Raw genomic sequence first — 24,845 nt, 5'->3', positions numbered from 1 at the left:
CCTGCCAACCGGGGGCAGAGGGGCGCAAGGCCATAAAAAACGCCCGGCACTCAGGCCGGGCGTTTTCTCATCTCAGAGCAGGAATCAGCCGCGCAGAATGCCGCCGGTCGCCTTTTCGATGGCGGCGACGACTTTCTTCGACACCGCATCCAGCTCTTCATCGGTCAGGGTGTGATCGGTCGGTTGCAGCAGGATCCACAGCGCCACCGACTTCTTGCCCGCAGGCATATGCTCGCCTTCATAGACGTCAAACACCGAGGCATCGGTGATCAGCGCCTTGTCGGCTCCCTTGGCGGCCCGGATCAGGGCTTCGGCAGCAACCGTGCTGTCAACGACAAAGGCGAAGTCGCGTTCCAGCGGCTGGAACGGCGAGGCCTTCAGCAGGCTGCGGGCCTTGCTGGCAGTCTTGCCGCCCTTGGTCTTCGGCTGCGGCAGGGCGTCCAGGAACACCTCGAAGCCTGCCAGAGCCCCCTTCACACCAAAGTCACGGGCCACACGCGGGTGTAGGTCCCCGAAGGTGGCGAGCACATCGCGGCCCAGACGCAGGCATCCGGAGCGGCCCGGATGATAGTAGTCCGGGGCATCGGTGCTGACCTGAAGCGAGTCGGTGTTGACCCCGGCGGCCTTCAGCACGGCCAGCGCATCGGCGCGGGCGTCCAGCGCATCCACCGGGCGCTGCTTGACGTCCCAGTGGCGGGGGCCGGACTTCCCGGCGCGCAGGCCGGTGACCATCTGCTTCTGGTCACCCGGATTGCCGCCATGGAACTGCGGACCGACTTCGAACAGCGCCACATCGGCAAAGCCACGGGCGGCATTGCGGACGGTGGCGTCGATCAGGTTCGGCAGGATCGACGGCCGCATGCTGTCCAGATCCGACGAAATCGGATTGGCCAGTTTCAGGCTGTCCTGACCGCCGCCGAACGCGGCGACCTTGTCGCTGGACATGAACGACCAGGTGACGGTCTCATTCATGCCCCGGGCGGCGAGGGTGCGGGTCAGCAGGCGGATGGTCTTCTGTCTGGCGGTCAGTACCGGGGTCGGCATCGACGGGCGCGGCAGCGGCAGGGTGACGAGGTTGTCGTAGCCGTTCAGGCGGGCGACTTCCTCGACCAGATCATGTTCTTCGGTCAGGTCACCGCGCCACGACGGGGCAACGGCGGTGATGACACCGTCGGCCAGCGTGGCGGTGCAGCCCAGACCGGTCAGCAGGCTGACCATCTTGTCCGGGGCGACATCAATACCGACCAGCTTCTTCACCCGTTCCGGGCGCAGGGGGATGGTGCGCTTCCAGTCCGGAACCGCCCCGGCCACCTCGACCGCCGACGGGGTGCCGCCGCACAGGTCAAGGATCAGGCGGGTGGCCAGTTCCATGCCCCACAGCGGGCTTTCCGGATCGACGCCCCGCTCAAAGCGGTGCTTGGCATCGGACTCGGCGGTCAGCTTACGGCCGGTGGCGGCGATCAGCAGCGGGTCAAACAGCGCGGCTTCGACGAAGACGTTGACGGTCTGCTCAGTGCAGCCGCTGGCAGTGCCCCCGACCACGCCGCCGACCGACAGGTCACCGGCCTCATCGGCGATGGCAACCATCCAGTCTTCCAGCGTGTAGGTCTTGTCGTTCAGGCACGGCAGTTCGGTGCCCGGGGTGGCCATCTTGACGACGATGTTGCCGGTCAGTTTATCGGCATCAAAGACGTGCAACGGACGGTTCCAGCCGACGGTGACGTAGTTGGTGATGTCAACCAGCGCCGAGATCGGGCGCAGGCCGACGGAAACCAGACGGTCCTTCAGCCATTGCGGGCTTTCCCCGTTCTTCACGCCACGGATCAGGCGGCCGACGAACAGCGGGCAGGCGGCATCCTTGCCCTCCGGCAGGCGGCGCACCACTTTGACCGGGCTTTCGAACTGACCGGCGACAGGGCCTTCGGTCAGCGGATCGGCCTTCAGGGTGCCGACGCCAAAGGCGGCGAGGTCGCGGGCGATGCCCCGCACGCCAAGGCAGTCGGCGCGGTTGGGGGTGACGGAGATATCGATCACCGGGTCGATCGACAGCACGCTGGCCAGCGGCACGCCGACCGGGGTGTCTTCCGGCAGCTCGATGATGCCGTCATGGTCTTCGCCAAGGCACAGCTCGCGGGTGGAGCACATCATGGCCTGCGAGTCCTGACCGCGCACCTTGCCCTTCTTCAGCACATCGCCGGAGACGGGGATGACGCAGCCCGGCAGGGCCAGTGCCACCTTCAGACCGGCGCGGGCATTGGGGGCACCGCAGACGATCTGGAGGGTCTCGCTGCCGGTGGAGACGGTGCACAGCTTCAGGCGGTCCGCATCCGGGTGCTTTTCGGCGGTCAGGACGTGGCCGGTGATGAACCCGGTCAGCTTGGAGGCCGGATCAACGATCTCTTCGACTTCCAGCCCGATTGAGGTCAGGGCTTCGCCGATCTGGTCGAGGGTGGCGTCGGTCTCAAGATGATCCTTCAGCCAGGACAGGGTGAATTTCATCGGGTCAGCCCTCCGGTCAGGCTCGGAACATCGTGGGGGCCGAAGCCGTAATGCTTCAGCCAGCGCACGTCGGAATCAAAGAAGGTGCGCAGGTCGGGGATGCCATACTTCAGCATGGCGATGCGCTCCAGACCCATGCCGAAGGCAAAGCCCTGATATTCTTCGGGGTCCAGACCGCAGGCCTTCAGCACGTTGGGGTGGACCATGCCGCAGCCGAGAATTTCCAGCCAGTCTTCGCAGCCGTCCTCGCGGGCACCGATGCGCAGCTCGCCGCCCTTGCGGGAACAGCCGATATCGACTTCGGCGCTGGGTTCGGTGAACGGGAAGAAGGACGGGCGGAACCGCACGGTGACGTTCGACACCTCGAAGTAGGACTCGACGAATTCCTTCAGGCAGCCCTTCAGGTGGCCCATATGGGTGGCCTTGTCGATGACCAGACCTTCGATCTGGTGGAACATCGGCGTGTGGGTCATGTCGGAGTCGCAGCGGTAGGTGCGGCCCGGAATGATCACGCGGATCGGCGGCTTCTGGCTCAGCATGGTGCGGATCTGCACCGGGCTGGTGTGGGTGCGCAGCAGGTGACGGACCCCGCCTTCCTGTTCGTTCAGGAAGAAGGTGTCGTGCATTTCGCGCGCCGGGTGGCCGGGCGGGAAGTTCAGCGCGGTGAAGTTATGGAAGTCGTCTTCGATATCCGGGCCTTCAGCGACGGCAAAGCCCATCTGCCCGAAGATCGCGACCACCTCATCGTAGGTCTGGCTGATCGGGTGCAGGGTACCCTCGCGCTCCGGGCGCACCGGCAGGCTGACGTCGATGCGCTCGCTGGCCAGTTTGGCATTCAGGGCGGCTTCGGCGAAGGTGGCCTTGCGGGCGTCGAGGAGGGCGGAAATCTCGTCCTTCACCGTGTTGACGGCCTGCCCAAAGGTCCGGCGCTGGTCCGGGTCCATCTGGCCAAGGGTCTTCATCAGGTCGGTGATCCGGCCTTTCTTGCCGAGCGCGGCAATGCGCACGGCTTCCAGCGCATCGGCATCGGCGGCGGTGTTGACCGCCTCCAGCAGTTCGGCGCGCAACGCCTCAAGAGTATCCATAGTCGGGCCATCCCACATGTGTGGGCCGGGTGACGGGCCGCGCTGCGGCGGCCTGCGGGTCCGGCCGGTGTGCACTCTGTATAAAGTGTGCAGACTGAATAAACAAAAGGGGCCGCCTTGGGAAGGCAGCCGCCCTTAAGGCAGAAAAAACAGGGGCTGCCTCCTGAAAGGCAGCCCCTGGGCAACATCGCTGTTTTTCCGGGCCGAAGCCCAGCGGTAAGCTTAGCCGAGGGCCGCCTTGGCCTTTTCGACGAGCTTGCCAAACGCTTCCGGCTCACGCACGGCGAGGTCGGCCAGCACCTTACGGTCCAGTTCAATGCCAGCCTTGTTCAGGCCGTCGATGAAACGGGAGTAGGTCAGGCCCAGTTCGCGGGCACCGGCGTTGATACGCTGGATCCACAGACCACGGAAGTCGCGCTTCTTGTTGCGACGGTCGCGGTAAGCGTACTGAAGGCCCTTTTCGACCTTTTCGATCGCAATGCGGAAGTTGGTCGAGTTACGGCCGCGGTAGCCCTTGGCGAGTTCCAGGACCTTCTTGTGGCGGGCATGGGTGGTAACGCCGCGCTTCACACGAGACATAGCAGTATTCCTTCAATAACCGGGTGAAACGAGGCTTAGCCGTGCAGGTACAGCTTGACGATCCGGGCGTCGCTCTCGCACAGGATCATGGTGCCACGGGCCTGACGCTTCATCTGCTTCGGCTTGTTGCGCAGCAGGTGACGCTTGTTGGCGACGTTACCACGGACCTTGCCGGTGCCGGTCAGACGGAACCGCTTCTTCGCGGCGCTCTTGGTCTTCATCTTGGGCATTTGTCGTATCCTTTGTTAAGGGACAGTTCCCGCCGGGGATCCCGGAGGGAAACTCCATCTGAGCGGTTGGGCATGCCCGGCGGAGTTCTGTGTCATGGGGGCTTCAGAAGCCGCCATAGCAAAACCCCGCACCGCCGCGCCGCTCGGTTCGGAAGGCGAGGGTTATACACGGGCGCCCCCGGAAAGACAAGGGCTGCCGAACGGCTGTGTGGCCGCCGGTGTGCCGTGCGGTATGGTGGCGGAAAAATCCGGTAAAACTGTGGGCTATTAAGGGTGGTGAATAGGCCCTAAGCACCAGAGAAAACAGTCCATATCTGCCTTTTTGCGGGTTATTGGGGCTGGGATTGCGGGTGCAAAAACGGTACTATGGGGTTGGGCCGGTTTTTGATCCGCGCCAGCTGAATTCCGCCAGTTTTTCCCTAACATCCCGGAGTCCCGTCTCGTGACCGGCTCAATCCCCCCGGCCCGCCGCAGCCTGTGGCAGGGCGATGCCTGCTCACACCGTTCGTCTGCCACTGTCATCCTGCCATCCGTGTGGTGGCGGGAGGCCGGTCTCAGGCGTGGGCGGATGCTGCCGGGTGGGCTGCTGGGGGTGCTTGTTGCGCTGGTGTGGGGGGCGGCGGCGGCCTGTCTGGCTCTGCCTGCCATGGCTGAACAGGCGAAGTCGGAGTCCGCTGCCGGGCTGGAGAATGCCGGGGTCCGGTTTCTGCGAATCGGCACCGGGCCGACCAGCGGCACTTATTTTCCTGTCGGTGGGCTGATTGCCAATGCGGTGTCCAGCCCGCCGGGGGCGCGCCCCTGTGACCGGGGCGGCAGCTGCGGGGTGCCGGGGGTGATCGCGGTGGCCCAGTCGACGCTGGGGTCTGTTGCCAATCTTGAGAGTCTGGGCCGGTCGGAGATCGACATGGCGATCAGCCAGACCGATGTGGCGTTCTGGGCCTTTACCGGGGGCGGTCTGTACAAAGGCACCGCGCCGCAGCAGCAATTGCGGTCACTGGGATATCTGTATCAGGAAGCTTTTCATCTGGTGGTGCGCAAGGGCAGCGGCATCAACAGCATCCGTGACCTGAAAGGCAAGCGGGTGGCTGTGGGCGAGGAGGGTTCAGGCTCCCTCGTCGAATCAACGATGATCCTTGAGGCTTATGGTGTCAGCCTGAAGAAGAAGCAGTTCACCCCGCTGTATATGAAGCCGGGGCAGGCGGCCGATGCCCTGCTGAAGGGGGATCTCGACGCCTTCTTTTTTGTGGCCGGTCCACCGACGGCGATCATTGCCCGCCTGATGGAAACCACCGAGATCCGGATTTTGCCGATTGTCGGCCGGACGGCGCTGAAGCTGGTGCAAGACATTCCGTTCCTTCAGCAGGGACTGATCGGGGAAAATCTTTATTCGGGGATTGCCGCCGTGCCGACCCTGACCGTCGGCTCCATGCTGCTGGTGCGGGAGGATATGCCCGAGGATCTGGCGTACCAGCTGGCGCGGGCGCTGTGGCACCCCAATAACCTGCGCCTTTATGGGCGCAGCCACCCCAGTGCAGCCCAGATGTCGCCGAAGCAGGCGGTCACCGCGACCGGGATTCCCTTGCATCCGGGGGCAGAGCGTTATTATGTCGAAGCAGGGCTTCTCCCCGCCCGGTGATCCGGGTGGGGGCTGCGTCTCCCCTCTCTGACTGATCCGATCCGGAATTATCATGACCGATTGCCTCCGCCCCCTGAGCTGCCTCGTCGATACTGCCGAGGCTGTGGTTTCCCTGCGTCTTGTCTCTGCCGAACAGGTCCGTACGGCAGCGGAGAGCCTGCCTGCCTTTGCCCGCGCTGCGGGCTTCAAGGGCGCTGCCGGTGCGGTTTGCCTGATTCCGGCGGCGGATGGCAGCGTGCAGGAGATTCTGGCAGGAACCGGGGACGGAACTGACCGCTGGGCCACCGCCGCCCTGTCCACCACCCTGCCGGAGGGGACCTATGCCCTGTCGGCGGATGTGGATCCGGCAACGGCGGCTGCGGTGGCGCTGGGGTGGGAACTGGGCGGCTATGCCTTTGACCGCTACAAAAGCAAGCCAGCCGCACCCCGGGCCCGGCTGGTGTGGCCGCAGGGCGTGGACCGTGCCGAGATCACCCGGCAGGCCGAGGCGGTGATGCTGGTGCGGGATCTGGTCAACACCCCGGCGGAAGATATGGGACCGGCGGCGCTGGAGGCAGCGGTGCGGTCTGTGGCGTCCCGCCATGGCGCGGCGGTGTCTGCCATCGTCGGGGATGACCTGCTGGCGCAGAACTATCCGGTTATTCACGCGGTTGGCCGGGCTGCGGCCCCGGACCGGGCCCCGCGCCTGATTGACCTCAGCTGGGGGCCGGAAGAGGCCCCGAAGCTGACGCTGGTCGGTAAGGGGGTCTGCTTTGATACCGGCGGCCTCGACCTGAAAGGCGCCGGTCCGATGCGCCTGATGAAGAAAGACATGGGGGGGGCCGCCCATGCCCTTGGGCTGGCGCATCTGGTGATGGCGGCGGGTCTGCGGGTCCGCCTGCGGGTGTTGATTGCAGCGGTGGAAAATTCCGTCTCCGGATCGTCCATGCGGCCGGGCGACGTCTTCCGCAGCCGCAAGGGGCTGACGGTCGAGGTCACCAATACTGATGCGGAAGGCCGTCTGATCCTGTGCGATGCCCTTGCTGAGGCCGATGCCGGATCGCCGCAGCTGCTGCTGGACTTTGCGACGCTGACCGGCGCGGCCCGGGTGGCGCTGGGGCCGGATCTTCCTGCGCTGTTCACCAATGATGACAGTGTGGCGGCTGACTGGCAGGCGGCGGGGATGACGGAGCAGGATCCGGTGTGGCGGATGCCGCTGTGGGCCGGATACCGGTCCATGCTCGATAGCCCGGTGGCGGATCTCGATAATTCGCCGGAAGGGGGGATGGCGGGCAGCATCACGGCCGCCCTGTTCTTACAGGAATTCGTTTCGGCCTCGACGCCCTGGGCCCATCTGGATGTCTTTGCCTGGAACCCGAAGGGCCGGGCCGGTCGTCCGGCCGGGGGCGAGGCGCTGGGGCTGCGTTCTGTCTGGGCAATGGTCCGGACGCGGTTCGCTTCCTGACCCGGCGGGGCGGGGCGAATGGGGTGGGTGGGGGATCCCACCCTTTCCCCGGGTTTCGCAACCGGCTTCATTCCGCCTGTCATATTGTTTCGGTTGTCGAACGGTTTCAGGTTCCCTTAACTCTTTTTCCGTATAGAATGCACTCCGTACGGTGGCAGGGCCTTGGTCCATGGTTTCGCCGTACGGTTCCTGCCAGAAACAGTCGGGTCGGGTCATGAGCATCAAGATCAGTGCAGTGGAAGCCCTCGACCTCTGGCGTGGAGCGATTGTTGAAAGTGTCCGGCGGGAAGCGCCGGACCTGTCCGCCCGGCAGATGGCACTGCTGCTGACGGTCTATCTGACCACGCCGCCGCATACGGTGCGGGGGCTGGCCACCAGCCTGAATGTGTCCAAACCGGCGATTACCCGGGCGGTTGACCGCCTGTCGGAATACGGTCTGGTGAAACGCAAGGTTGATGAGCAGGACCGCCGCAGTGTGCTGATCCAGCGGACCGTCAAGGGATCGGTCTTCCTGCGGGAGTTCGGCGATATCATTGTCTCCGCCGCTGCGGCCTCAGCCGCACAGGGGACCTGATACACCTGACATGCGGTTTGATTCTCCTCTGGGTTGATTGTCTTCTCATCTAAAGAGAACTATCAGGTCCGTTTCTGCCAACCGTAGAATGTGTTACCGTTTTCCCGCAGTTGAAGAAACCGGAGCCGCCAAGGGGGTGGCACCGGCCTGTTGGCAGGCTGCCCCAAACTGGTTTTACCGGACTGGTTTTACCGGATTTGGGGGCAAGGGGGCTGCGGCGGATCGGTGTGGGGTGTGCTCCAGAAGGGGTGCTGGCATGGTGCAAACGCACAGGGGGGCCGTCCCGGACGGCTGGGCCGGAAAGAAATCCGCGCAGACCCGGGTTCCGTTCACGCGGGGCTTCAGGGCGGCGGGTCTTTTTGCGTGCCTGCTGCTGTCGGTCTGCCTGCTGACCCTCTGCGGCCTCGGCCGCCCGGTTTCCGCTGCGTCTGAAACCCTGTCGGGGTCGGGGGTCCTGCGGGTTAACCCGGGGCAGGCACCGCAGCCGATCGCCTCCGCCTACCTGATGCTGAAGGATCCGTCCGGCGGACTGAGTCTGGAGGACATCAAGGCCCGCCGGGCCGATTTTACCCCTCTGCGCATGGGCGATGCCCCCAATTTCGGAATGTCGGCGGATACCTACTGGTTTCGGGTCGGGCTGTATCCCGAGGCGACCGAAGACATCCGTCATATCACCAAGATCCTTGAGGTGACGGCGCCGACGCTGTCGCATGTGCGGATCGCCGTGGTTGATCCGGTCAGCGGCCAGACCGTCTCTGACCTCCAGACCGGCTACAGTTACCCCTTTGACAGCCGTCCGGAGCAGTACCGGGGCTTTGCGGTTCCGCTGGAGCTGGATCCCGGCCGCCCGGTTGACCTCTATTTGCAGATCCGGTCTCTGGGGGCGCTGGATGCGGCCGCGACTCTGTGGGATCCCAAGGATTTTGAGGAATACAGCCGCGATTCCTATCTGGTGTACGGCCTGTATTTCGGCGCCCTCGGGGCTTTGATCCTGTACAATCTGATGCTGTTCGTCTCCCTGCGGGATACGACCTATCTGCTGTATGTGGCCTTTGCCGGGGCGCTGGCGCTGGGGAATATTGCCCATACCGGCATCGGGTTTCAGTTCCTGTGGCCGGACGCGGTCATCTGGACCGGGATCGCGCATGTGACCCTTTAATGCGCTGGTGCTGTTTTTCGGCCCCCTGTTCTGCCGCTCTTTCCTGCGGCTGGATGTTCATTCCCGCCTGCTGTCGGGCCTGCTGCTGCTGAGTGCGGCGGCGGCATTGGTGGTGATTGCGCTGCTGCTGACGGTTGGGTTCCGGGTTGCGGCGATTGCGGAATCCCTGCTGGGGATGGTCTTTCCCCTGCTGGCGATTGCCAGCGGGATTCTGGCGTGGATGCGCGGGCAGCGGTCTGCCCGCTGGTTCCTGTTGGCCTGGACGATCCTTCTGGTCGGGATTGCCCTGCTGGCGGCACGGAATATGGACCTGATCCCCAATACCTTCTTCACCCGCCATGCCTTGCAGATCGGCAATGTTCTGGAAATGCTGCTGCTGTCCTTCGCCCTGGCGGAGCGGATCGCCGATCTCCGCCGCCAGAAAGTGGAGGCCGAGGCCGAGGCGGTCAGTGCCCGGCAGGCGATGGTAGCGGCGCTGGAGCGGACCGAGCGCGAGCTGGAACGGGCGGTGGATTCCCGGACCCGGGAACTGATGGCGATTAATGATACGCTGGTCCGGCAGAGGAATGAACTGAGTCAGGCGGTGCAGACCGATTCGCTGACCGGGCTCGCCAACCGGGCCGGGGTGCGGGAACGGCTCCAGATGAGCATCTCCCGCTGCGGGCCGGAATCCTATGTCGGGGTCCTGCTGATGGACCTGAACGGCTTCAAGAAAATCAATGACACCCTCGGGCATCTCAGCGGGGATGTGGTCCTGCGGGAGGTCGGCAAGCGCCTGCGGTCCTGTGTGCACCGCAGCAGCGATACCGTCGGCCGCCTTGGCGGAGATGAATTCGTGGTGGTGCTGGTGGGGCTGAAGGCACCGGACGATGCCCGCTCGGTTTCGGGGGCCATTGCCCGGGCGCTGTCGGAGCCGGTTGCCATCGGAGAGGAGCTGGTCAGTGCCGGGGCAAGTATCGGGCTTGCCATCTATCCCGGCGACGGCAGTGACGTCGATACCCTGCTGGAAGTTGCTGACCGCCGGATGTACACGGTCAAGCGCGACAGCAAGGCCGAGGCATAACCCCCAAAAAACCGGGCCCGGTCTATGCCGGGCCCGCTGTTCTGCACAGGACGGCTGTCCCGGTCCGGGGGCCGGTCATTTGGTGTAAATTGACCGCACCAGTTCGGTCAGCGTCACGCCGATGCGGTCGCCGTCGGCGATGGTCACTTCCCCCCGCGCCACCAGCACGTCATTGGCGAAAATTTCGACCGGCTGATCCGTCCGCTGATCCAGTTCCACCACCGCGCCACGGCCCAGCTTCAGCAGCTGATGCACGCGCAGGGTTGCCTGCCCCAACACCACCGAAATCTCCACCGGAACGGTGAAAATGGCATCTCCGCTGCTGTCACGGGTCCCGCCGATGGTGGAAAGCTGGGGATCGTCTGAGGTGGGAAAGTCAGCCATAGTCCTGTCCGGCAGAGGGTCATGAGGCAGGACAGTCCTGCCACAGGAAGATTAACAGTCCCCTTCCACAGGCGCTACAGTATGATGGGACAGTGAGAATTCCGGCATGGCGGAGGGAGCGAGGCAAGATGGACACAGGGCGCAGGCTGATCCGGGGCGCGGCGGCAGTCTGTCTGCTGTCTGGTCTGGCCGCCGGTGCTGTGGCGGCCCCGGCCGGGCGGATGACCGATCTGTCCGGGGATGGTATCGCTGATACCGTGACGGTCACCCCGACCTCCCCCGATGCTGCCGTTCTGTCGGTCCGGATCGGCCGCAGCGGGGAAACCGCATCGCTGGCAGTCGGCTGGTGTCAGGGCTGTGGCCCGGTGTATGCCGTCTTCCACAGCGGGATGCTGGACGGGGATGATCTGGCGGTCTTCAGCCCGGACCGTCAGACCCTGCGCTGGATGCAGTGGTGGGGCGGGCGGCTGATCGAGCAGAAAGCGATCCCCCTGAACGGAGAGGGCCGGGGCATCGAAGCGCTGGATGATAAAACCGTGAACATCCGTTTGCGGAATGCCGACATGGTGACCATATCGTTCTGAACGGACCCGCTGTTCTGACCCGGGCACAGGCTGTGGAAGCTTGTGGGAACCGCCGCCGGATGCGACAAGACCACCACAGGAGCCGGACGGGACTTATCCCGGGGTCTGCGCTCTGACAAAACCGGACTCCAAGACCTGCCATGGATCAGATCAGCCCCCATGCCCTCGACCGCCTGATACCGCCGCCGTCGACCGAGGTGTGCCGCCGGGTTGCGCGCTGCCGTTCCTGCCAGATCCGTCCCCGGGCCCTGTTCGGCCCGCTATCGCTGCCGGAACTGGATGAGGTGGCACCGCAGGTGCCGGATTCCACCACTCCGCCGGGGACCGTACTCTACAGCGCCGGGGAACGGCCGGAGGCGGTGTTCATTCTGCGGCACGGTCTGGTCAAGCTGGAACAATATCTGCCCAACGGCACCTGCCGGATTGTCCGGCTGATGCGCCCGGGGGCAGTTCTGGCGCTGGAAACGCTGGTCAGCGGCGAGTGCGATCACACGGCGGTGGTGGTCAACCGGGCCGATGTCTGCCGGGTGCCGCTGCCGGTGGTGCGGACGGTGATGGACAAGCAGCCGTCCCTGTTCCCGGAGATGCTGCGGCACTGGCACCAGCTGGTGCGGCAGGCGGATGACTGGCTGACCCATTTTTCTCTGGGTGGGGTCCGTCAGCGGGTGGCGCGGTTTCTGCTGTCGATGGGCGGGGATGAAATCGGCCAGACCGATGCCTCGGTGGTGGAACTGCCATCGCGGGATGATCTGGGGGCAATTCTGGGCACCACCAAGGAGACGGTCTCCCGCATGGTGGCCGAGTTCCGCCGGGATGGCCTGCTGGTCAATCTGGATCCGCACCGGGTCCGGGTGGACCGGGTGCGGCTGGAAGTGATCGCCTACGCCGATTCTGAGACGCCCTGACCGCGCCCCTGCTGAAAACCGGTTACTCCGGCGGCTCCGTGCGGCCCCGGTCCAGCGCCAGACACCCGACGTAAACCGCAAAGGCGGTGCCGCTGGCAACGGCCATGGCGGCGAGAAGCGGGACAGCGGTGCCGTCATGGATCAGGCCGAAGCCCTGAGTCACCAGCGCCCCCACCGCCATCTGGAGGAAACCGCCCAGCCCGGCGGCAGCCCCGGCCAGTGCCGGGCGGGCCGCCATCGAGGCCGCCTGCGCGCTGCTCATCGACAGGCCATGGCCGAAGGTCATCAGACCGGCCGGGATCATCACGATCCACGGGGACAGGGGCAGGGTCAGCACCAGTGTCAGCCCGATCAGGGGGCCGGCAATGCTGAAGGCTGATCCCAGCGGCACCATCACCCGGGGCGAAAACCGGCGGGCCAGACGGCTGGTCAGGATATTCCCCAGCATGAAGCTGCCGGGCACCAGAATGAAGATCAGGCCATATTCGGCGGGGGACAGGTGCAGGGTGTTGATCAGCACCAGCGGTGCCCCGGCCAGGCAGAGGAAATAGCCGCCGATCCCGATGGCGTTGAACAGCGTGAAGGCGTTGAAGCGGGGATGCCGCAGCAGGGTGCCATAGTTGGTCAGCAGGGTCAGCGGACTGGCCCCGATATGCCGCTGCTTCAGGGTTTCCGGCAACCGCAGCACCAGCAGCAGGGCAAGGGCGGCAACAACGGTCTGGGTGATGAAAATGGCCCGCCAGCCGAAGCTGACGGCGATCAGGCCACCCAGAACCGGGGCCAGCATCGGCGGAACGATCTGCCCGATCATCAGCTGGGACAGGGCCGGGGCCACCTGTGACGGCGGATAGGTGTCGCGCACCATGGCGCGGGTCAGGGTCATGCCTCCGGCACCGCCGATGGCAGCCAGAACCCGTCCGGCAATCAGCATATCCAGCGAGCTGGCGATGGTGCAGAACAGACACCCGGCGCAGTACAGGAACATGCCGATCTGGAGCGGCCGCCGCCGCCCGAAGCGGTCAGACACCGGGCCGTAGACCAGCATGGAAATGCCAAAAGACAGCAGGGCCAGACTGATCGTCATCTGCGCTTCGGCGGCGGAGACGCCAAAATCCTTCTGGATGGCGGGCAGCGCGGGCAGGAACATCTGCATCGCCACCGGCCCGACCGTGGTGAACAGCACCAGAGGCGCCAGAAAACCGATGCCCGGCTGGGGGGGCGGGGCAGAGGCGGGAGACGGGGGAGGGGCGGCGGACATGACGGTGCGGTCTCTCAGCAGGGCGGGGCCGTTGGATCGGCGCCTGTATCTGTGGGGGCACAGGCTATGGTGTTCGGGCGGGGGCGACAATTGCAAAGTGCGAATATGAGCGGTTCCAGTCAGGACGGCAGGACCGGGGCCGATGAACTTTCCGTGGCAGTGCGGAAAATCACTGGGGCATCGCAGGGGGCCGCGATACGATTCGCCGGGTCTGGTCTCCGGGGCCTCCGTGTGGCGGTTCTGTTGCGGCAGACGGTCTTTTTCCGGTCGGAAAGAGGAGGTGTCATGACCTCTGACGGGTTCGCCGAAACTCCGGCGGCGGTGTCGCCTGCTCCGTGGCAGGTGCCGGACCGTCCTCCGTCTGCCCGTCTCCGGTCGGGAGCCCCTGTTCCCTCCGTGGGTCCGGTCTTCCGGTTCCTGTCACAGCCTCCGCCCCTCCGGCGGGGGCTGTTGTCGTTATATGCCCTTTTTCTCCACAGACTTCAGAGAGGTGCCCCATGGCCAAGCGTGCTTACCGTTCCGCTGTCGCTGAAGAGTCCCGGGTCCGGGCGTTGCTCCCTGACGGCTCGGTCTGGGATCCCCTGTGGGAGAGAGGAGAAAGGCGGGAGTGTCCTGATCCGGCGCGGGACCGCAGCTATGTCCGTACCATCCGACCGCACAGTGATAACCAGCGCCGTCTGATTGCAGCGATTGAGGAGTCACATGTGGTGGTGGCGTTGGGGCCTGCCGGAACCGGCAAGACCTATCTGGCGATTGCCAAGGCGGTGGAGGCACTGGAGGCCGGTCGGGTCGGCCGGATCCTGCTGTCCCGCCCGGCGGTGGAGGCCGGGGAGAGTCTGGGTTTTCTTCCCGGGGCGCTGGAGGACAAACTCGCCCCTTATCTGCGCCCGCTCTACGATGCCCTCAATGACCGGCTGGGAACGCGGAAGCTGAAGCAGTATCTGGGCGACGGCACCATCGAGATTGCCCCGGTCGCCTATATGCGCGGGCGCACCCTGAACAATGCGTTCGTGGTGATCGACGAGGCGCAGAACTGCACCTATGGGCAGCTGAAGATGCTGCTGACCCGTCTGGGCTGGCACGCCACCATGGTCCTGACCGGGGATCCGGATCAGACGGACCTGCTGCCGGGAGTCTCCGGTCTGGGGGACATCGCAACCCGGCTGAGTGCGCTGGAGGATGTGGCGGTGATCCGGTTGCAGGATGCCGATATTGTCCGCCATCCATTGGTCGCATCAATGTTGACGGTGATCTGATTTCTCTTCGTTTGCGGTTTTATTTTTTCGGATTCGGCCGGATGGATCCGGTGCCGGAAATGATTTTGCCGTGAAAGATCAACGGGTGTTTATATTTCACAGGTCCGGCCCGCCCGCAGCGGTCCGGGCCTGTGTCTTTTTACAGGAGACGGGCGCAGGCGGAGAGTGGTTCCGACTCCGGAGAAACGCTGACTTTACGAGACAATATGAATATTCAGGGCTCTTCTTTTACGGGAGGAGTTGGAAAAATTATCAACTTTAAGGGGTCGATTGTCTGATAATATTGACTTTATGGTTGTTCTTGATGGAGATAATGCCTATCTGCTGACACCGATGATGTCTTTGAAATATAGTAATCGGGCAACAGGGCAGAATGCCGGGGGACGTTTATGGCTGAGCAGGCACATATTCTGGTGGTCGAGGATGATCCCGCTACGCTTGCGTTATTGTCCGCTTTCCTCAAGGAAGCAGGCTATGCGGTCAGCACGGCCGCGACGGCGGAAGCGATGCGTCAGGCCATGGCGCGGGCGGCGGTAGATCTGATCCTGCTGGATCTCAACCTGCCGGATGCCGACGGCGTTCAGCTGGCCGTTTCCGTGCGCAGGCAGTCGCGGGTGCCGATCATCATGGTCACCGCCCGGGCCCAGCCGCGCGACCGCATCACCGGGCTGGAACTCGGTGCCGATGATTACGTGACCAAACCGTTCCATCCGCGCGAACTGGTGGCCCGGGTCCGCAATGTGCTGGGCCGGATGGCCCCGCGGGCTGAGGCCAGCGGCAGTGTCCTCTACCGGTTCTCCGGCTGGGAAATGGATCTGCTGTGGCGGAAGCTGGTCAGCCCGCAGGGTGAGACCATCACCATGACCGCAACGGAGTTTGACCTTCTGGCGGTGCTGGTCGCCCGCGCCGGCCAGCCGCTGACCCGCGACCAGTTGCTGGAAGCGACCGGGGAGCCGGGCCGCGATGTCAACGACCGTTCCATTGATACGCTGGTCAGCCGGATCCGCCGCAAACTGGGGGACACCCGGGGCAGCGGACCCCGCCTGATCGAGACCTGCCACGGCCATGGCTACCGCTTCTCCGGCGAGGTCCAGACCGCCTGAACGATGCTCTCCCAACGAGACTTTCTCCGGGGAGGGCGACGGAACGGCGCGGGGCCGGAGAGGGATAGTCCTCTCCGGCCCCGCAGCGTTTTCAGACTGGTTCCGTGGTCCGTCAGCCGGCGCTGACGGCGGCATGCAGGGCATCCAGTGTCTGCGACAGCCGTTCCAGATGCGCCGGTTCCGACAGGCGGTGATCGCCGTCCTTGATAAAGATGATTTCAACATCGTCAGAGGTCAGCTGATCGGCAATCCGCAGGGCATGCTGCCATGGCACCGCCTCGTCTTTCTGGCCATGCAGGATCCGCACCGGACCGGCGAAGGGAATCGGTGCCCCCAGCAGGCTGTTGCGGCGGCCGTCCTCGAACAGGGCGCGGCTGAAGCGGTACGGTTCGTCGGAATAGGCGCTGGGCACAGCGACCAGACCGGTCTCCATCACCTCGGCCTGCTGGGACGGGCTCAGGGCGGGCCAGGTCAGTTCCTCGGTGAAGTCCGGGGCCGGGGCGATTCCCAGCAGTCCGGCCACCCGGTCCTGCCGCTTCAGGGCCGCCAGCAGCATCACCCAGCCGCCCATGGACGAGCCGATGACGATCTGTGGCCCCGTGGTCAGGGCATCAATCATCGCGCAGGTGTCGTCAGCCCAGCCGCCGATGGTGCCGTCGATGAAACGGCCTTCCGACTGGCCGTGGCCGCTCTGGTCAAAGCGCAGGAACGGCCAGCCGCGCTGGCGGCAGTGGGCCTCGACATGCAGGGCCTTTCCGCCCTCCATATCCGACATCAGTCCGTGCAGAAAAACCACACCGACCGGGGAACTTGCCACTCCCCCCTCGGCAGCGGGGTCGAATCTGTGATACGCGAGGGTACGCCCGCTGGGGCAGGTCCGCATCTGGGGCTTCTCAAGAGGCGTCGGAGAGACCATATTCGCGTCCGTTCATCCGTTTCTGAAAGTACTGTCCGTGACCCTGCACCCTAACACCTCTGCTCCGGCGGGCAAGTCCCGCCCGGTGGTTCTTCAGGTCCTGCCCCGTCTGGTGACCGGGGGGGTCGAGCGTGGAACCATCGAGATCGCCACCGCCCTTCAGGCCTTTGGCTGGAAAGCCGTGGTCGCCAGTGAAGGCGGCCCGATGGTGCGGGAGCTGCAACGGGTCGGGGCGGAGCACATCACCCTGCCGCTGGCCAGCAAGAACCCGCTGGTGCTGCGCCGCAACCGCGATGCGCTGCGCAAGGTGATTCAGGAGCATGGGGTCTCGCTGGTGCATGCGCGGTCGCGGGCCCCGGCGTGGTCGGCCCTGTGGGCGGCGCGGGCGGAAGGGGTTCCCTTCGTCACCACCTTCCACGGCACCTATAATCTGGGGCCGATGGCGCTGAAGAAGCGCTATAACCGGGTGATGGCGATGGGGGACCGGGTGATTGCCATCTCCGAATTCATCCGCCGCCATATTCTGGAACACTATCCGGTATCCGATGAGGTGATCCGGGTGATCCACCGCGGAGTCGATTTCTTCCGCTTTGATCCCGATAAGGTCAGCCCGGAGCGGATGATTGCCCTGTCGCAGCGCTGGCGCCTGCCTGACGGGGTGCCGGTGGTCATGCTGCCCGGCCGCCTGACCCGCTGGAAAGGCCAGATGCTGCTGCTGGAAGCCCTGACCCATCTTCAGGACCTGAAGGTCTGCTGCGTGCTGGTCGGGTCTGATCAGGGGCGGGATGCCTACCGGGCTGAAGTCGAGGCGGAAGTGACCCGCCTGGGCCTGCGCGACCGGGTGATTCTGGCCGATGAGTGCAATGACATGCCCGCCGCCTATATGGTGGCGGATGTGGTGGTCAGCGCCTCCACCGATCCGGAGGCCTTTGGGCGGGTGTCGGCGGAAGGGCAGGCCATGGGTCGCCCGGTGGTGGCACCCCAGCACGGGGCGGCACCGGAGATTCTGGTTGATGGCAAAACCGGCTGGCTGTTCATCCCCAACAACGCGGAATCGCTGGCCCGGGCCCTGCGCAATGCCCTGTCGCTGACGGCAGAGGAGCGGGCCGAGTGGGCCCCGCGCGCCATCGCCCACATTCAGGCCAATTTCACCACCGATCAGATGTGCGCCAAGACCATGGCGGTTTACCGCGAACTGCTGCCGCAGGCCTGAGGCAGGGACGGAAGGGCGTGATCATGGCGCAGCCGGCCGCAGGGCGGATTCTGGTGATCAAGCTGTCGGCGCTGGGCGATTTCGTTCAGGCCTTTCCGGCTTTTTCCGCGATCCGGGCTCACCATCCGGGGGCACAGATCACCCTGTTGACCACCCGGCCCTTCGTCGGTCTGGCACAGGCCTGCCCGTGGTTTGATGCGGTCTGGACCGACGAACGGCCCCGGTTCTGGCAGCTCGGCAAGGTGTTTGCCCTGCGCCGGAGGCTGCGGCAGGGCCGGTTTGACCGGGTATATGACTTGCAGACCTCAGACCGTTCCTCCGGCTATCTCCGCCTGATGGGCGGGCCGGGGGCGGTGGAGTGGAGCGGGATTGCCCGTGGCTGTTCTCACCCCCACGCCAACCCACAGCGCAATGCCCTGCATACGCTGGAGCGGCAGGCCGATCAGCTGGCGATGGCCGGGGTGCCGATGCCGCCCGCCGGTCCGGATCTGAGTTGGCTGGACCGGGGCACCCTGTCGGTGACCCTCCCGGATCAGCCGGTGCTGCTGGTCCCCGGCGGTGCCCCGCACCGGCCGGATAAGCGGTGGCCTGCCGCGTCCTATGCGGCGCTGGCGGTGGCGCTGGCGCAGCGGGGCCTGACCCCGGTGGTGCTGGGCACGGCGAGTGAACAGGCGGAGGCGGAGGCGATTCTGGCGGCCTGTCCGCAGGCGGTGTCGCTGATCGGCAGGACCGGCCTGACCGATCTGGCGGTGCTGGCCCGACGGGCGGTGGCGGCGGTGGGCAATGATACCGGGCCGATGCACCTGCTGGCGACCTGCGGCTGCCCCAGCGTGGTGGTCTATTCCCACGCGTCTGACCCCGCCCTGTGTGCCCAGCGCGGCCCCCGGGTGGCGATCCTGCGCCGTCCGGATCTGGCGGATCTGCCGGTTTCCGACGTTCTGGCGGCGCTGGAGGGGGTATAACCCCCCGCCCGCCGCATCTTTCGGGGCGAATCCGGCCGTTTTGGTGAAAACAAGTGCTGCACCGCTGCGGCGGGCATGATATCACCCGCGCCATTCCAGTCTTTCGCATCGTCGAGTCACCATCGGGCCTGATCCCGGGGGGTGGGTCGACACACCGCATTGTGTCTGAGGGAGAGCCCCCTGCCATGTCCAACTCGGTCCCGTTCGTGCCCGCCTATACCGGCCCGATCCGCCGCGCCCTGATTTCGGTCTCTGATAAGACCGGCCTGATCGGGTTCGCCCGTTTTCTGGCCGATGCCGGGGTGGAAATCCTGTCCACCGGCGGGTCTGCCAAGGCGATTGCCGGGGCCGGGATCCCGGTGAAGGAAGTGTCGGATTTCACCGGCTTCCCGGAAATGCTCGATGGCCGCGTCAAGACCCTGCACCCCAAGGTGCACGGCGGCCTGCTGGGGATCCGTGGCAACGCCGATCACGAAGCGGCGATGAGCGAGCACGGCATTCAGCCGATCGACCTGCTGGTGGTCAACCTCTACCCGTTCGAAGAGACCGTCGCCAAGGGTGCCGGGTTCGATGAATGCGTTGAGAACATCGATATCGGCGGTCCGGCGATGATCCGTGCCGCCTCGAAGAACCATGCCGCCGTCACCGTGGTCGTCGATGTCGCCGACTACGATGTGGTGAAGGCCGAGATGCAGGCCAACAATGGGGCGACCTCGCTGGAGCTGCGCCGCCGTCTGGCCGCCACCGCCTATGCCCGCACCGGCTGCTATGATGCCGCGATTTCCGCCTGGTTCGCCGGTCAGCTTGGCGAGACCTTCCCGCGCCGGATGGCCTTCGCCGGGGAGCTGAAGCAGGAAATGCGCTACGGCGAAAACCCGCATCAGGTGGCGGCGCTGTATGCCACCGGCGAAAACCGCCCGGGCATCGCGGCGGCGGAACAGTTGCAGGGCAAGGAACTGTCCTACAACAACTTCAACGACACCGATGCCGCCTTCGAGCTGGTGGCGGAATTTGACGAGACCGCCTGCGTCATCGTCAAGCATGCCAACCCCTGCGGTGTGGCGCTGGGCAGCAGCCTGAAGGACGCCTATCTGCGCGCCTATTCCTGCGACACCGAAAGCGCTTTCGGCGGCATCGTCGCCTTCAACCGCACCCTCGACGGGGAAACCGCCGAAGAGCTGTCGAAGCTGTTTCTGGAAGTGATCATCGCCCCGGAAATCTCCGATGATGCCCGCAAGGTTCTGGAAACCAAGAAGAACCTGCGTGTTCTGCGCACCGGTGGCCTGCCGGACACCAAGGTGGGCGGGCTGATGGTGAAGAACATCGCCGGGGGCCTGCTGGTGCAGAGCCGTGACAACCTGCTGACCGCCGCTGACCTGAAGGTGGTGACCAAGCGCCAGCCGACCGGGCAGGAACTGAAGGACATGCTGTTTGCCTTCACCGTCGGCAAGCATGTTAAGTCCAACGCCATCGTCTATGTCCGCAACCAGATGACCGTCGGCGTCGGTGCCGGGCAGATGAGCCGCGTTAACTCCTCGCGCATTGCCGCCTTCCGCGCAGAACAGGCCGCCAAGGCCGCCGGGGATGCCGAAAGCTGGGCCAAGGGCTCGGTGGTGTCCTCTGATGCTTTCTTCCCGTTCGCCGATGGCCTGCTGGCCGCCGCCGAAGCCGGGGCGACCGCCGTGATCCAGCCGGGCGGCTCGATCCGCGATGAAGACGTGATCAAGGCGGCGGATGATGCCGGTCTGGCCATGGTGTTCACCGGGATGCGCCATTTCCGCCACTAAGGCACGGTGTCGCAAACGCACGTGCAGGATCCCTGTACAGACAATCCCCGTCCGGGCAACCGGGCGGGGATTTTTCTATGTCCCCGCAGCACGGATGGAGCCGCAGGCTAAGGCTTTGTTTCATAATGCAGTTTTCGTAATGTAGTGTTAATGTCTTGATATTGTTATGGAACTGTCCGGGAAAATTCATCCACGAGGGGGGCGGTGACAGGTAGGCAAGGGGCCGGGGCCTGCGGCAGGGGACGGCAGGCCCGTCTCTCTCCCGTCTGACCCCACGAGGACATCATGCCCGCAGTCCGTTCTGTCTCCCGTTCTCTGATCGCCGCCCTGACGCTGTCGGTTTCGGCCCTTGCCATGGCTCCGGCGGTGTCCGCCACCGAAGTTCCGGCGGTGCTGGAGGGATTTTCCAGCCTGCCCGCCGCCACTTTTGTGCAGCCGCCGAAGGATGCCCCGGCCTCGTTGGCGGTGTCGGGGCGCTATGCCCAGTCGCCGAAGCGGGTTGACGGGGTTGGCCTCACCGCCGGGCGCCCCTTCGTCAAGGATGCGGCGCAGGAACCGATGCTGCCGTTCAAGGGCCAGCCGGTACAGGGGTTCTCCGGGATCAAACCGGCGGGCAATGGTGACTATGTGGTGCTGACCGATAACGGCTTCGGCACCAAGGCCAATTCCCCCGATGCCATGCTGATGGCCCACGTCGTGCATCCGGACTGGAAAAGCGGCACGGTCAGCCTGAAGAAGACGGTGTTCCTGCACGATCCCGACCGCAAGGTGCCGTTCCTGATCGTCAATGAAAACACCGGCAGCCGCTATCTGACCGGGGCGGATTTTGACCCGGAATCGATCCAGACCGTCGGCGATGAAATGTGGATCGGTGACGAATTCGGCCCCTATCTGATCCGCGCGGATAAGACCGGCAAGGTTCTGGCGGTGTTTGACACCAAGCTGGGCGACCGGGTGCTGAAGTCGCCGGACAATTATACCGTCACCACCCCGGCCAAGCCGGGTCCGGTGGACTTTGATGTGCGGCGGTCCAAGGGGTTTGAGGGCATGGCGGTGTCGCCGGACGGCAAGACCCTCTATCCGCTGCTGGAAGGGGCGCTGGTGGCCAAGGGTGAGGCCGAAACCCGCGACGGACGCGAGTATCTGCGCATCCTCCAGTTTGATGTCGCCAGCCAGAGCTGGACCGGCAAATCGTGGAAGTATCCGCTGGAAGAAAATGGTCTGGCGATCGGCGACTTCAACATGATCGACGCCACCACGGCGCTGGTGATCGAGCGTGACAACGGCGAGGGTGACCCGCGGGAGGCCTGCACCGGCGAGGCCCGGCCTGACTGCCAGAAGACTCCGGCGAAATTCAAGCGGATCTATAAGATTGATCTGGCCGCCGCCGATGCCGACGGTTTCGTCCGCAAGGTGGCCTATATCGACCTGATGGCGATCAAGGATCCGAAGGGGCTGGCCAAGGGCATCAGCCGCGATGGCGTGCTGAACTTCCCGTTCTTCACCATCGAGGACGTGCATGTGGTTGATGCCACCCACATTATCGTCGCCAACGACAACAACCTGCCGTTTTCCGCCGGGCGTCGCGTCGGCGTGCCTGATAACAACGAATTCCTGCTGCTGAGCGTGCCGGATCTGCTGTCGGCCAAATAATCCTGCTGCCGGTCTGGCCCCTCCCTGCCGCTTAAGGAAGAAGGGGGGCCAGACGGTTCCGCAGCCCGTCCGGCAGCGGGCGGGAGGTATGGGTGGTCTGGCAGGCGTTGACCCAGACAATCTCCCCGCTGGCCCGCCGCCGGTCTTCTCCGGCAACATCAAGGCTTAAGGAAAAGGTCAGGCTGCTGCCACCAATCCGCACCGGCTGAACCGCCACCCGGATCTCTTCATCAAACCGCACCGGCGCATGGTAGTCCACCACCGCCTTCACCGTATGGAAGTCGGTGCCGGTGTCGCGGACCTGTGCCTTCAGGTCCCACGGCAGGCTGCGGAAAAACTCCCACAGCGCCACGTCGAACCATGTCAGATAGTGGGCGTTGTAGGCCACCCCCTGACAGTCCACTTCCGAATAACGGACCCGGAACGGGTGCCGGAACACCCGCTCCGGCAGCGGGATTAAGGTTTCGCCCATGGCATCACCGGCACGGTGGAAATGGCGTTCTTCGGCGATCCTTCGATCACCCGGTCCGAATAGGACATGTAAACCAGCGTGTTGCGCTTTTCGTCGTAGAAACGCACCACCTGAAGCTTCTTGAAAATCAGGGATCGGCGCTCGGAGAAAATGCTCTCGCCATCCCGCTTCTTCAGATTGGCGGGCAGGGTGATCGGCCCGACCTGACGGCAGGCGATGGAGGCATCCGACGTATCTTCGGCCAGCCCGAGGCCACCCTTGATACCGCCGGTGCGGGCCCGGCTGATGTGGCAGGCGACACCGGGAATATCCGGGTCGTCGAAAGCATCAATCACGATCTTGTGGTTGGGGCCGAGCAGCTTGAACACCGTATCAACGCTGCCGATTTCCTCGGCCTGTGCGGTCGGGGCTGACAGCGACAGCAGCCCGGCCACCACGGCCACGGCAAGGCGGGCGGTGCAGGCGGGCAGGGACGGAAGGCGGATCATGGCTGCTCCTGAGTGAGCGGACGGGAAGACCCTGAAGATAGGGTGGTTTCTGTATTCGCGAAAGGGGGTGTCTGCGATTTTACGGGGCGACGTAGACCTTACACTGGCTCGTGCCGTCGGCGTAGAAGTGGTAGGTCTTGCCGTCCACCGCCTTGCCCTGCGGGTCCTTCAGGTTGAAGTCCTTTTTGGCGATGCCGGTGATGCCGCGCCCTTTCTGGCCGGTGAACTGGATATAGACCTGTGCGACCCGCTTCTGGTTGAAGGTCCCCAGCGTACACAGGCGCGACAGGTCATTGTCGATCTTCCCGACCTCCCAGTAGGGGGAGGTCGAGGTGGCATAAACCCGGGTGTTGGTGTCCCACGCCAAGGCCGGGGCCGCTGCCAGCAGCAGGGCGGCGGCGGTCACGGTCAGCGGGGCGGAAAAAAGGCGGTTCATGCGGGGCGTGGTCCGGCCAGTCAGGGGTAGCGGGCGGATTGGAATTGAGTCTAGTCTGACACAGGGTGATTGCCAAATCCTTATGACTCCCCCGTCTCCCCGCCACACATGACAGGATGCCGCGCCATGAAAGCCGTCTATTCCCCGCTGCACAGCCGCCACGACGGCGGGAAAGAACTGCACCGGGGGGAACTGGTTCCCTGTTACGAAATGCCGGTCCGCGCCGATTATATTCTGTCGGCGGTCCAGACGGCCGGGCTGGAGGTGATCAAACCCCGCCCGTTTGCGCTGGAAACGGTGCTGAAGGTGCATGATGCCGCCTTCGTCACCTTTCTGCGCACCGCCTTTGACCAGTGGAAAGCCATCGGCAAGGACGGCTTCATGCTGCCCAGCGGCTTTGCCGCCCGCTCGATGCGGCAGGACGTGATCCCGCCGGGCATCAACGGCAAGCTGGGCTATTACTGCTATGACGCCGGAACCCCGATCGTCGAAGGCACATGGGATGCGGTTCTGGCCTCGGCCCACTGCGCCCTGACGGCGGCGGCGCTGGTGGCGGACGGGGAGCGCAGCGCCTATGCCCTGTGCCGCCCGCCCGGCCACCATGCCGGGGCCAGCACTTACGGTGGCTACTGCTTCCTCAACAATGCCGCTATTGCTGCCCAGTATCTGCGCGATCACGGGTCGGCCCGCGTGGTGGTGCTGGATGTCGATTACCATCACGGTAACGGCACGCAGGATATCTTCTGGTCGCGCGAGGACGTGATGACGGTGTCGGTGCATGGCTCGCCGGAAACCGAGTATCCGTTCTTCCGGGGGTTTGCCGATGAACGCGGAGAAGGCAAGGGCGAGGGCTTCTGCCACAACTTCCCGCTGCCGCGTGGCACCGGCTGGGATGAGTACAGCGCGACGCTGGATCAGGCGCTGGCGGTGATCCGCGACTATGCCCCGGATGCGGTGGTGATCTCGCTGGGGGTGGATACCTACGAGAACGACCCGATCAGCGCCTTCACACTGGGCCAGCAGCATTACCCGCTGATCGGGGCGAAGATTGCCACACTCGGCCTGCCGACGGTGTTCGTGCAGGAAGGCGGTTATGCGGTGGCCGACATTGGCACCAACGTTGCCAATGTCCTGACCGGGTTTGAGCAGGCTGAATAAT

Annotated in this window: 24 protein-coding genes; 14 read left to right on the top strand and 10 right to left on the bottom strand. The window is 64.7% G+C overall.

Annotation, left to right across the window (positions count from 1 at the left end):
* Positions 1-84: 84 nt before the first annotated feature.
* From pheT to rpmI, 4 genes are all read right to left on the bottom strand, one after another.
* Positions 85-2,499, bottom strand: a complete 2,415-nt coding sequence (gene pheT / locus FHS48_RS02820; protein ID WP_184261137.1) for a phenylalanine--tRNA ligase subunit beta — start codon at positions 2,497-2,499, stop codon at positions 85-87.
* Positions 2,496-3,584, bottom strand: coding sequence for a phenylalanine--tRNA ligase subunit alpha (gene pheS / locus FHS48_RS02815; RefSeq protein WP_184261134.1), 1,089 nt, complete (start codon positions 3,582-3,584; stop codon positions 2,496-2,498). The genes pheT and pheS overlap by 4 nt, the downstream gene beginning before the upstream one ends.
* A 222-nt stretch (positions 3,585-3,806) precedes the next feature.
* Positions 3,807-4,163 carry a 50S ribosomal protein L20 gene (gene rplT / locus FHS48_RS02810; RefSeq protein ID WP_019647061.1) on the bottom strand — a complete coding sequence of 119 codons (357 nt, stop codon included), beginning with the start codon at positions 4,161-4,163 and terminating at the stop codon, positions 3,807-3,809.
* Positions 4,164-4,198: 35 nt separating this feature from the next.
* Complete coding sequence (gene rpmI / locus FHS48_RS02805; RefSeq protein WP_184261131.1) at positions 4,199-4,393, bottom strand: 50S ribosomal protein L35; 195 nt, start codon at positions 4,391-4,393, stop codon at positions 4,199-4,201.
* Positions 4,394-4,835: 442 nt separating this feature from the next.
* On the opposite strand from rpmI, the gene FHS48_RS02800 reads away from it, so the two are divergent.
* The 5 genes from FHS48_RS02800 to FHS48_RS02780 all read left to right on the top strand — a co-directional run bounded on the left by FHS48_RS02800 (position 4,836) and on the right by FHS48_RS02780 (position 10,269).
* Complete coding sequence (locus FHS48_RS02800; RefSeq protein ID WP_311769065.1) at positions 4,836-6,029, top strand: TAXI family TRAP transporter solute-binding subunit; 1,194 nt, start codon at positions 4,836-4,838, stop codon at positions 6,027-6,029.
* A 52-nt stretch (positions 6,030-6,081) separates the two neighbouring features.
* The gene (locus FHS48_RS02795) at positions 6,082-7,473 is read left to right on the top strand and encodes a leucyl aminopeptidase family protein (protein WP_184261128.1); all 1,392 of its coding nucleotides are present in this window, start codon (positions 6,082-6,084) and stop codon (positions 7,471-7,473) included.
* A gap of 214 nt (positions 7,474-7,687) precedes the next feature.
* Positions 7,688-8,047 carry a MarR family transcriptional regulator gene (locus FHS48_RS02790; protein ID WP_184261125.1) on the top strand — a complete coding sequence of 120 codons (360 nt, stop codon included), beginning with the start codon at positions 7,688-7,690 and terminating at the stop codon, positions 8,045-8,047.
* A 256-nt stretch (positions 8,048-8,303) separates the two neighbouring features.
* A complete protein-coding gene (locus FHS48_RS02785) occupies positions 8,304-9,206 on the top strand; it encodes a 7TMR-DISM family protein (RefSeq protein WP_184261122.1) in 903 nt (300 codons plus the stop codon).
* A gap of 7 nt (positions 9,207-9,213) precedes the next feature.
* Positions 9,214-10,269 (top strand): diguanylate cyclase, encoded by a 1,056-nt coding sequence (locus FHS48_RS02780; protein WP_184261119.1) that lies wholly within the window; start codon positions 9,214-9,216, stop codon positions 10,267-10,269.
* A gap of 75 nt (positions 10,270-10,344) precedes the next feature.
* Here the strand turns inward: FHS48_RS02780 and FHS48_RS02775 are convergent, their stop codons facing one another.
* Positions 10,345-10,653, bottom strand: coding sequence for a FliM/FliN family flagellar motor switch protein (locus FHS48_RS02775; RefSeq protein WP_221443316.1), 309 nt, complete (start codon positions 10,651-10,653; stop codon positions 10,345-10,347).
* A 128-nt stretch (positions 10,654-10,781) separates the two neighbouring features.
* Here FHS48_RS02775 and FHS48_RS02770 point away from each other — a divergent pair, with 128 nt between their 5' ends.
* A complete protein-coding gene (locus FHS48_RS02770; RefSeq protein WP_184261116.1) occupies positions 10,782-11,237 on the top strand; it encodes a hypothetical protein in 456 nt (151 codons plus the stop codon).
* 140 nt (positions 11,238-11,377) lie between these two features.
* Complete coding sequence (locus tag FHS48_RS02765) at positions 11,378-12,142, top strand: Crp/Fnr family transcriptional regulator (RefSeq protein WP_184261114.1); 765 nt, start codon at positions 11,378-11,380, stop codon at positions 12,140-12,142.
* A 22-nt stretch (positions 12,143-12,164) separates the two neighbouring features.
* Here FHS48_RS02765 and FHS48_RS02760 read toward each other — a convergent pair whose 3' ends face one another.
* The gene (locus FHS48_RS02760) at positions 12,165-13,400 is read right to left on the bottom strand and encodes a multidrug effflux MFS transporter (RefSeq protein WP_184261111.1); all 1,236 of its coding nucleotides are present in this window, start codon (positions 13,398-13,400) and stop codon (positions 12,165-12,167) included.
* A 497-nt stretch (positions 13,401-13,897) separates the two neighbouring features.
* Between FHS48_RS02760 and FHS48_RS02755 the strand changes: the two genes are divergently transcribed.
* Positions 13,898-14,656, top strand: a complete 759-nt coding sequence (locus FHS48_RS02755) for a PhoH family protein (RefSeq protein ID WP_184261108.1) — start codon at positions 13,898-13,900, stop codon at positions 14,654-14,656.
* A gap of 389 nt (positions 14,657-15,045) precedes the next feature.
* Positions 15,046-15,759, top strand: a complete 714-nt coding sequence (locus tag FHS48_RS02750) for a response regulator transcription factor (protein WP_184261105.1) — start codon at positions 15,046-15,048, stop codon at positions 15,757-15,759.
* A gap of 112 nt (positions 15,760-15,871) precedes the next feature.
* Here the strand turns inward: FHS48_RS02750 and FHS48_RS02745 are convergent, their stop codons facing one another.
* Positions 15,872-16,642, bottom strand: coding sequence for an alpha/beta hydrolase (locus FHS48_RS02745; RefSeq protein ID WP_184261102.1), 771 nt, complete (start codon positions 16,640-16,642; stop codon positions 15,872-15,874).
* A 70-nt stretch (positions 16,643-16,712) separates the two neighbouring features.
* Here FHS48_RS02745 and FHS48_RS02740 point away from each other — a divergent pair, with 70 nt between their 5' ends.
* From FHS48_RS02740 to FHS48_RS02725, 4 genes are all read left to right on the top strand, one after another.
* The gene (locus FHS48_RS02740; protein WP_311769064.1) at positions 16,713-17,888 is read left to right on the top strand and encodes a glycosyltransferase family 4 protein; all 1,176 of its coding nucleotides are present in this window, start codon (positions 16,713-16,715) and stop codon (positions 17,886-17,888) included.
* Positions 17,889-17,911: 23 nt separating this feature from the next.
* Positions 17,912-18,850, top strand: coding sequence for a glycosyltransferase family 9 protein (locus tag FHS48_RS02735; protein ID WP_184261098.1), 939 nt, complete (start codon positions 17,912-17,914; stop codon positions 18,848-18,850).
* A 185-nt stretch (positions 18,851-19,035) separates the two neighbouring features.
* Positions 19,036-20,637 carry a bifunctional phosphoribosylaminoimidazolecarboxamide formyltransferase/IMP cyclohydrolase gene (gene purH / locus FHS48_RS02730; RefSeq protein WP_184261095.1) on the top strand — a complete coding sequence of 534 codons (1,602 nt, stop codon included), beginning with the start codon at positions 19,036-19,038 and terminating at the stop codon, positions 20,635-20,637.
* A gap of 285 nt (positions 20,638-20,922) precedes the next feature.
* A complete protein-coding gene (locus tag FHS48_RS02725; protein WP_184261092.1) occupies positions 20,923-22,290 on the top strand; it encodes an esterase-like activity of phytase family protein in 1,368 nt (455 codons plus the stop codon).
* 31 nt (positions 22,291-22,321) lie between these two features.
* Here FHS48_RS02725 and FHS48_RS02720 read toward each other — a convergent pair whose 3' ends face one another.
* From FHS48_RS02720 to FHS48_RS02710, 3 genes are all read right to left on the bottom strand, one after another.
* The gene (locus FHS48_RS02720; RefSeq protein ID WP_184261089.1) at positions 22,322-22,762 is read right to left on the bottom strand and encodes an acyl-CoA thioesterase; all 441 of its coding nucleotides are present in this window, start codon (positions 22,760-22,762) and stop codon (positions 22,322-22,324) included.
* Positions 22,747-23,250 (bottom strand): protein CreA, encoded by a 504-nt coding sequence (creA, locus tag FHS48_RS02715; RefSeq protein ID WP_221443315.1) that lies wholly within the window; start codon positions 23,248-23,250, stop codon positions 22,747-22,749. The genes FHS48_RS02720 and creA overlap by 16 nt, the downstream gene beginning before the upstream one ends.
* 79 nt (positions 23,251-23,329) lie before the next feature.
* Positions 23,330-23,686, bottom strand: coding sequence for a hypothetical protein (locus FHS48_RS02710; protein ID WP_184261086.1), 357 nt, complete (start codon positions 23,684-23,686; stop codon positions 23,330-23,332).
* Between the two features lie 126 nt (positions 23,687-23,812).
* Between FHS48_RS02710 and FHS48_RS02705 the strand changes: the two genes are divergently transcribed.
* Positions 23,813-24,844, top strand: a complete 1,032-nt coding sequence (locus FHS48_RS02705; protein WP_184261083.1) for a histone deacetylase family protein — start codon at positions 23,813-23,815, stop codon at positions 24,842-24,844.
* Position 24,845: the final 1 nt, after the last annotated feature.

It is taken from the genome of Novispirillum itersonii (assembly GCF_014205675.1).
GTDB classification, from domain to species: domain Bacteria; phylum Pseudomonadota; class Alphaproteobacteria; order Rhodospirillales; family Rhodospirillaceae; genus Novispirillum; species Novispirillum itersonii_A.
The sequence above is the reverse complement of the archived record's forward strand: the minus strand, read 5'-3'. Positions and strand labels throughout refer to the sequence as shown.

What these genes read in the sequence shown, in the direction of transcription:
- FHS48_RS02785 (WP_184261122.1), top strand. Translation starts at nt 8,304, where the DNA reads ATGGTGCAAACGCACAGGGGGGCCGTCCCGGACGGCTGGGCCGGAAAG.
- FHS48_RS02710 (WP_184261086.1), bottom strand. Translation starts at nt 23,686, where the DNA reads ATGAACCGCCTTTTTTCCGCCCCGCTGACCGTGACCGCCGCCGCCCTG.
- pheT (WP_184261137.1), bottom strand. Translation starts at nt 2,499, where the DNA reads ATGAAATTCACCCTGTCCTGGCTGAAGGATCATCTTGAGACCGACGCC.
- FHS48_RS02735 (WP_184261098.1), top strand. Translation starts at nt 17,912, where the DNA reads ATGGCGCAGCCGGCCGCAGGGCGGATTCTGGTGATCAAGCTGTCGGCG.
- purH (WP_184261095.1), top strand. Translation starts at nt 19,036, where the DNA reads ATGTCCAACTCGGTCCCGTTCGTGCCCGCCTATACCGGCCCGATCCGC.
- creA (WP_221443315.1), bottom strand. Translation starts at nt 23,250, where the DNA reads ATGATCCGCCTTCCGTCCCTGCCCGCCTGCACCGCCCGCCTTGCCGTG.
- FHS48_RS02745 (WP_184261102.1), bottom strand. Translation starts at nt 16,642, where the DNA reads ATGCGGACCTGCCCCAGCGGGCGTACCCTCGCGTATCACAGATTCGAC.
- rpmI (WP_184261131.1), bottom strand. Translation starts at nt 4,393, where the DNA reads ATGCCCAAGATGAAGACCAAGAGCGCCGCGAAGAAGCGGTTCCGTCTG.
- FHS48_RS02790 (WP_184261125.1), top strand. Translation starts at nt 7,688, where the DNA reads ATGAGCATCAAGATCAGTGCAGTGGAAGCCCTCGACCTCTGGCGTGGA.
- pheS (WP_184261134.1), bottom strand. Translation starts at nt 3,584, where the DNA reads ATGGATACTCTTGAGGCGTTGCGCGCCGAACTGCTGGAGGCGGTCAAC.
- rplT (WP_019647061.1), bottom strand. Translation starts at nt 4,163, where the DNA reads ATGTCTCGTGTGAAGCGCGGCGTTACCACCCATGCCCGCCACAAGAAG.
- FHS48_RS02750 (WP_184261105.1), top strand. Translation starts at nt 15,046, where the DNA reads ATGGCTGAGCAGGCACATATTCTGGTGGTCGAGGATGATCCCGCTACG.
- FHS48_RS02770 (WP_184261116.1), top strand. Translation starts at nt 10,782, where the DNA reads ATGGACACAGGGCGCAGGCTGATCCGGGGCGCGGCGGCAGTCTGTCTG.
- FHS48_RS02775 (WP_221443316.1), bottom strand. Translation starts at nt 10,653, where the DNA reads ATGGCTGACTTTCCCACCTCAGACGATCCCCAGCTTTCCACCATCGGC.
- FHS48_RS02760 (WP_184261111.1), bottom strand. Translation starts at nt 13,400, where the DNA reads ATGTCCGCCGCCCCTCCCCCGTCTCCCGCCTCTGCCCCGCCCCCCCAG.
- FHS48_RS02765 (WP_184261114.1), top strand. Translation starts at nt 11,378, where the DNA reads ATGGATCAGATCAGCCCCCATGCCCTCGACCGCCTGATACCGCCGCCG.
- FHS48_RS02725 (WP_184261092.1), top strand. Translation starts at nt 20,923, where the DNA reads ATGCCCGCAGTCCGTTCTGTCTCCCGTTCTCTGATCGCCGCCCTGACG.
- FHS48_RS02705 (WP_184261083.1), top strand. Translation starts at nt 23,813, where the DNA reads ATGAAAGCCGTCTATTCCCCGCTGCACAGCCGCCACGACGGCGGGAAA.
- FHS48_RS02720 (WP_184261089.1), bottom strand. Translation starts at nt 22,762, where the DNA reads ATGGGCGAAACCTTAATCCCGCTGCCGGAGCGGGTGTTCCGGCACCCG.
- FHS48_RS02795 (WP_184261128.1), top strand. Translation starts at nt 6,082, where the DNA reads ATGACCGATTGCCTCCGCCCCCTGAGCTGCCTCGTCGATACTGCCGAG.
- FHS48_RS02755 (WP_184261108.1), top strand. Translation starts at nt 13,898, where the DNA reads ATGGCCAAGCGTGCTTACCGTTCCGCTGTCGCTGAAGAGTCCCGGGTC.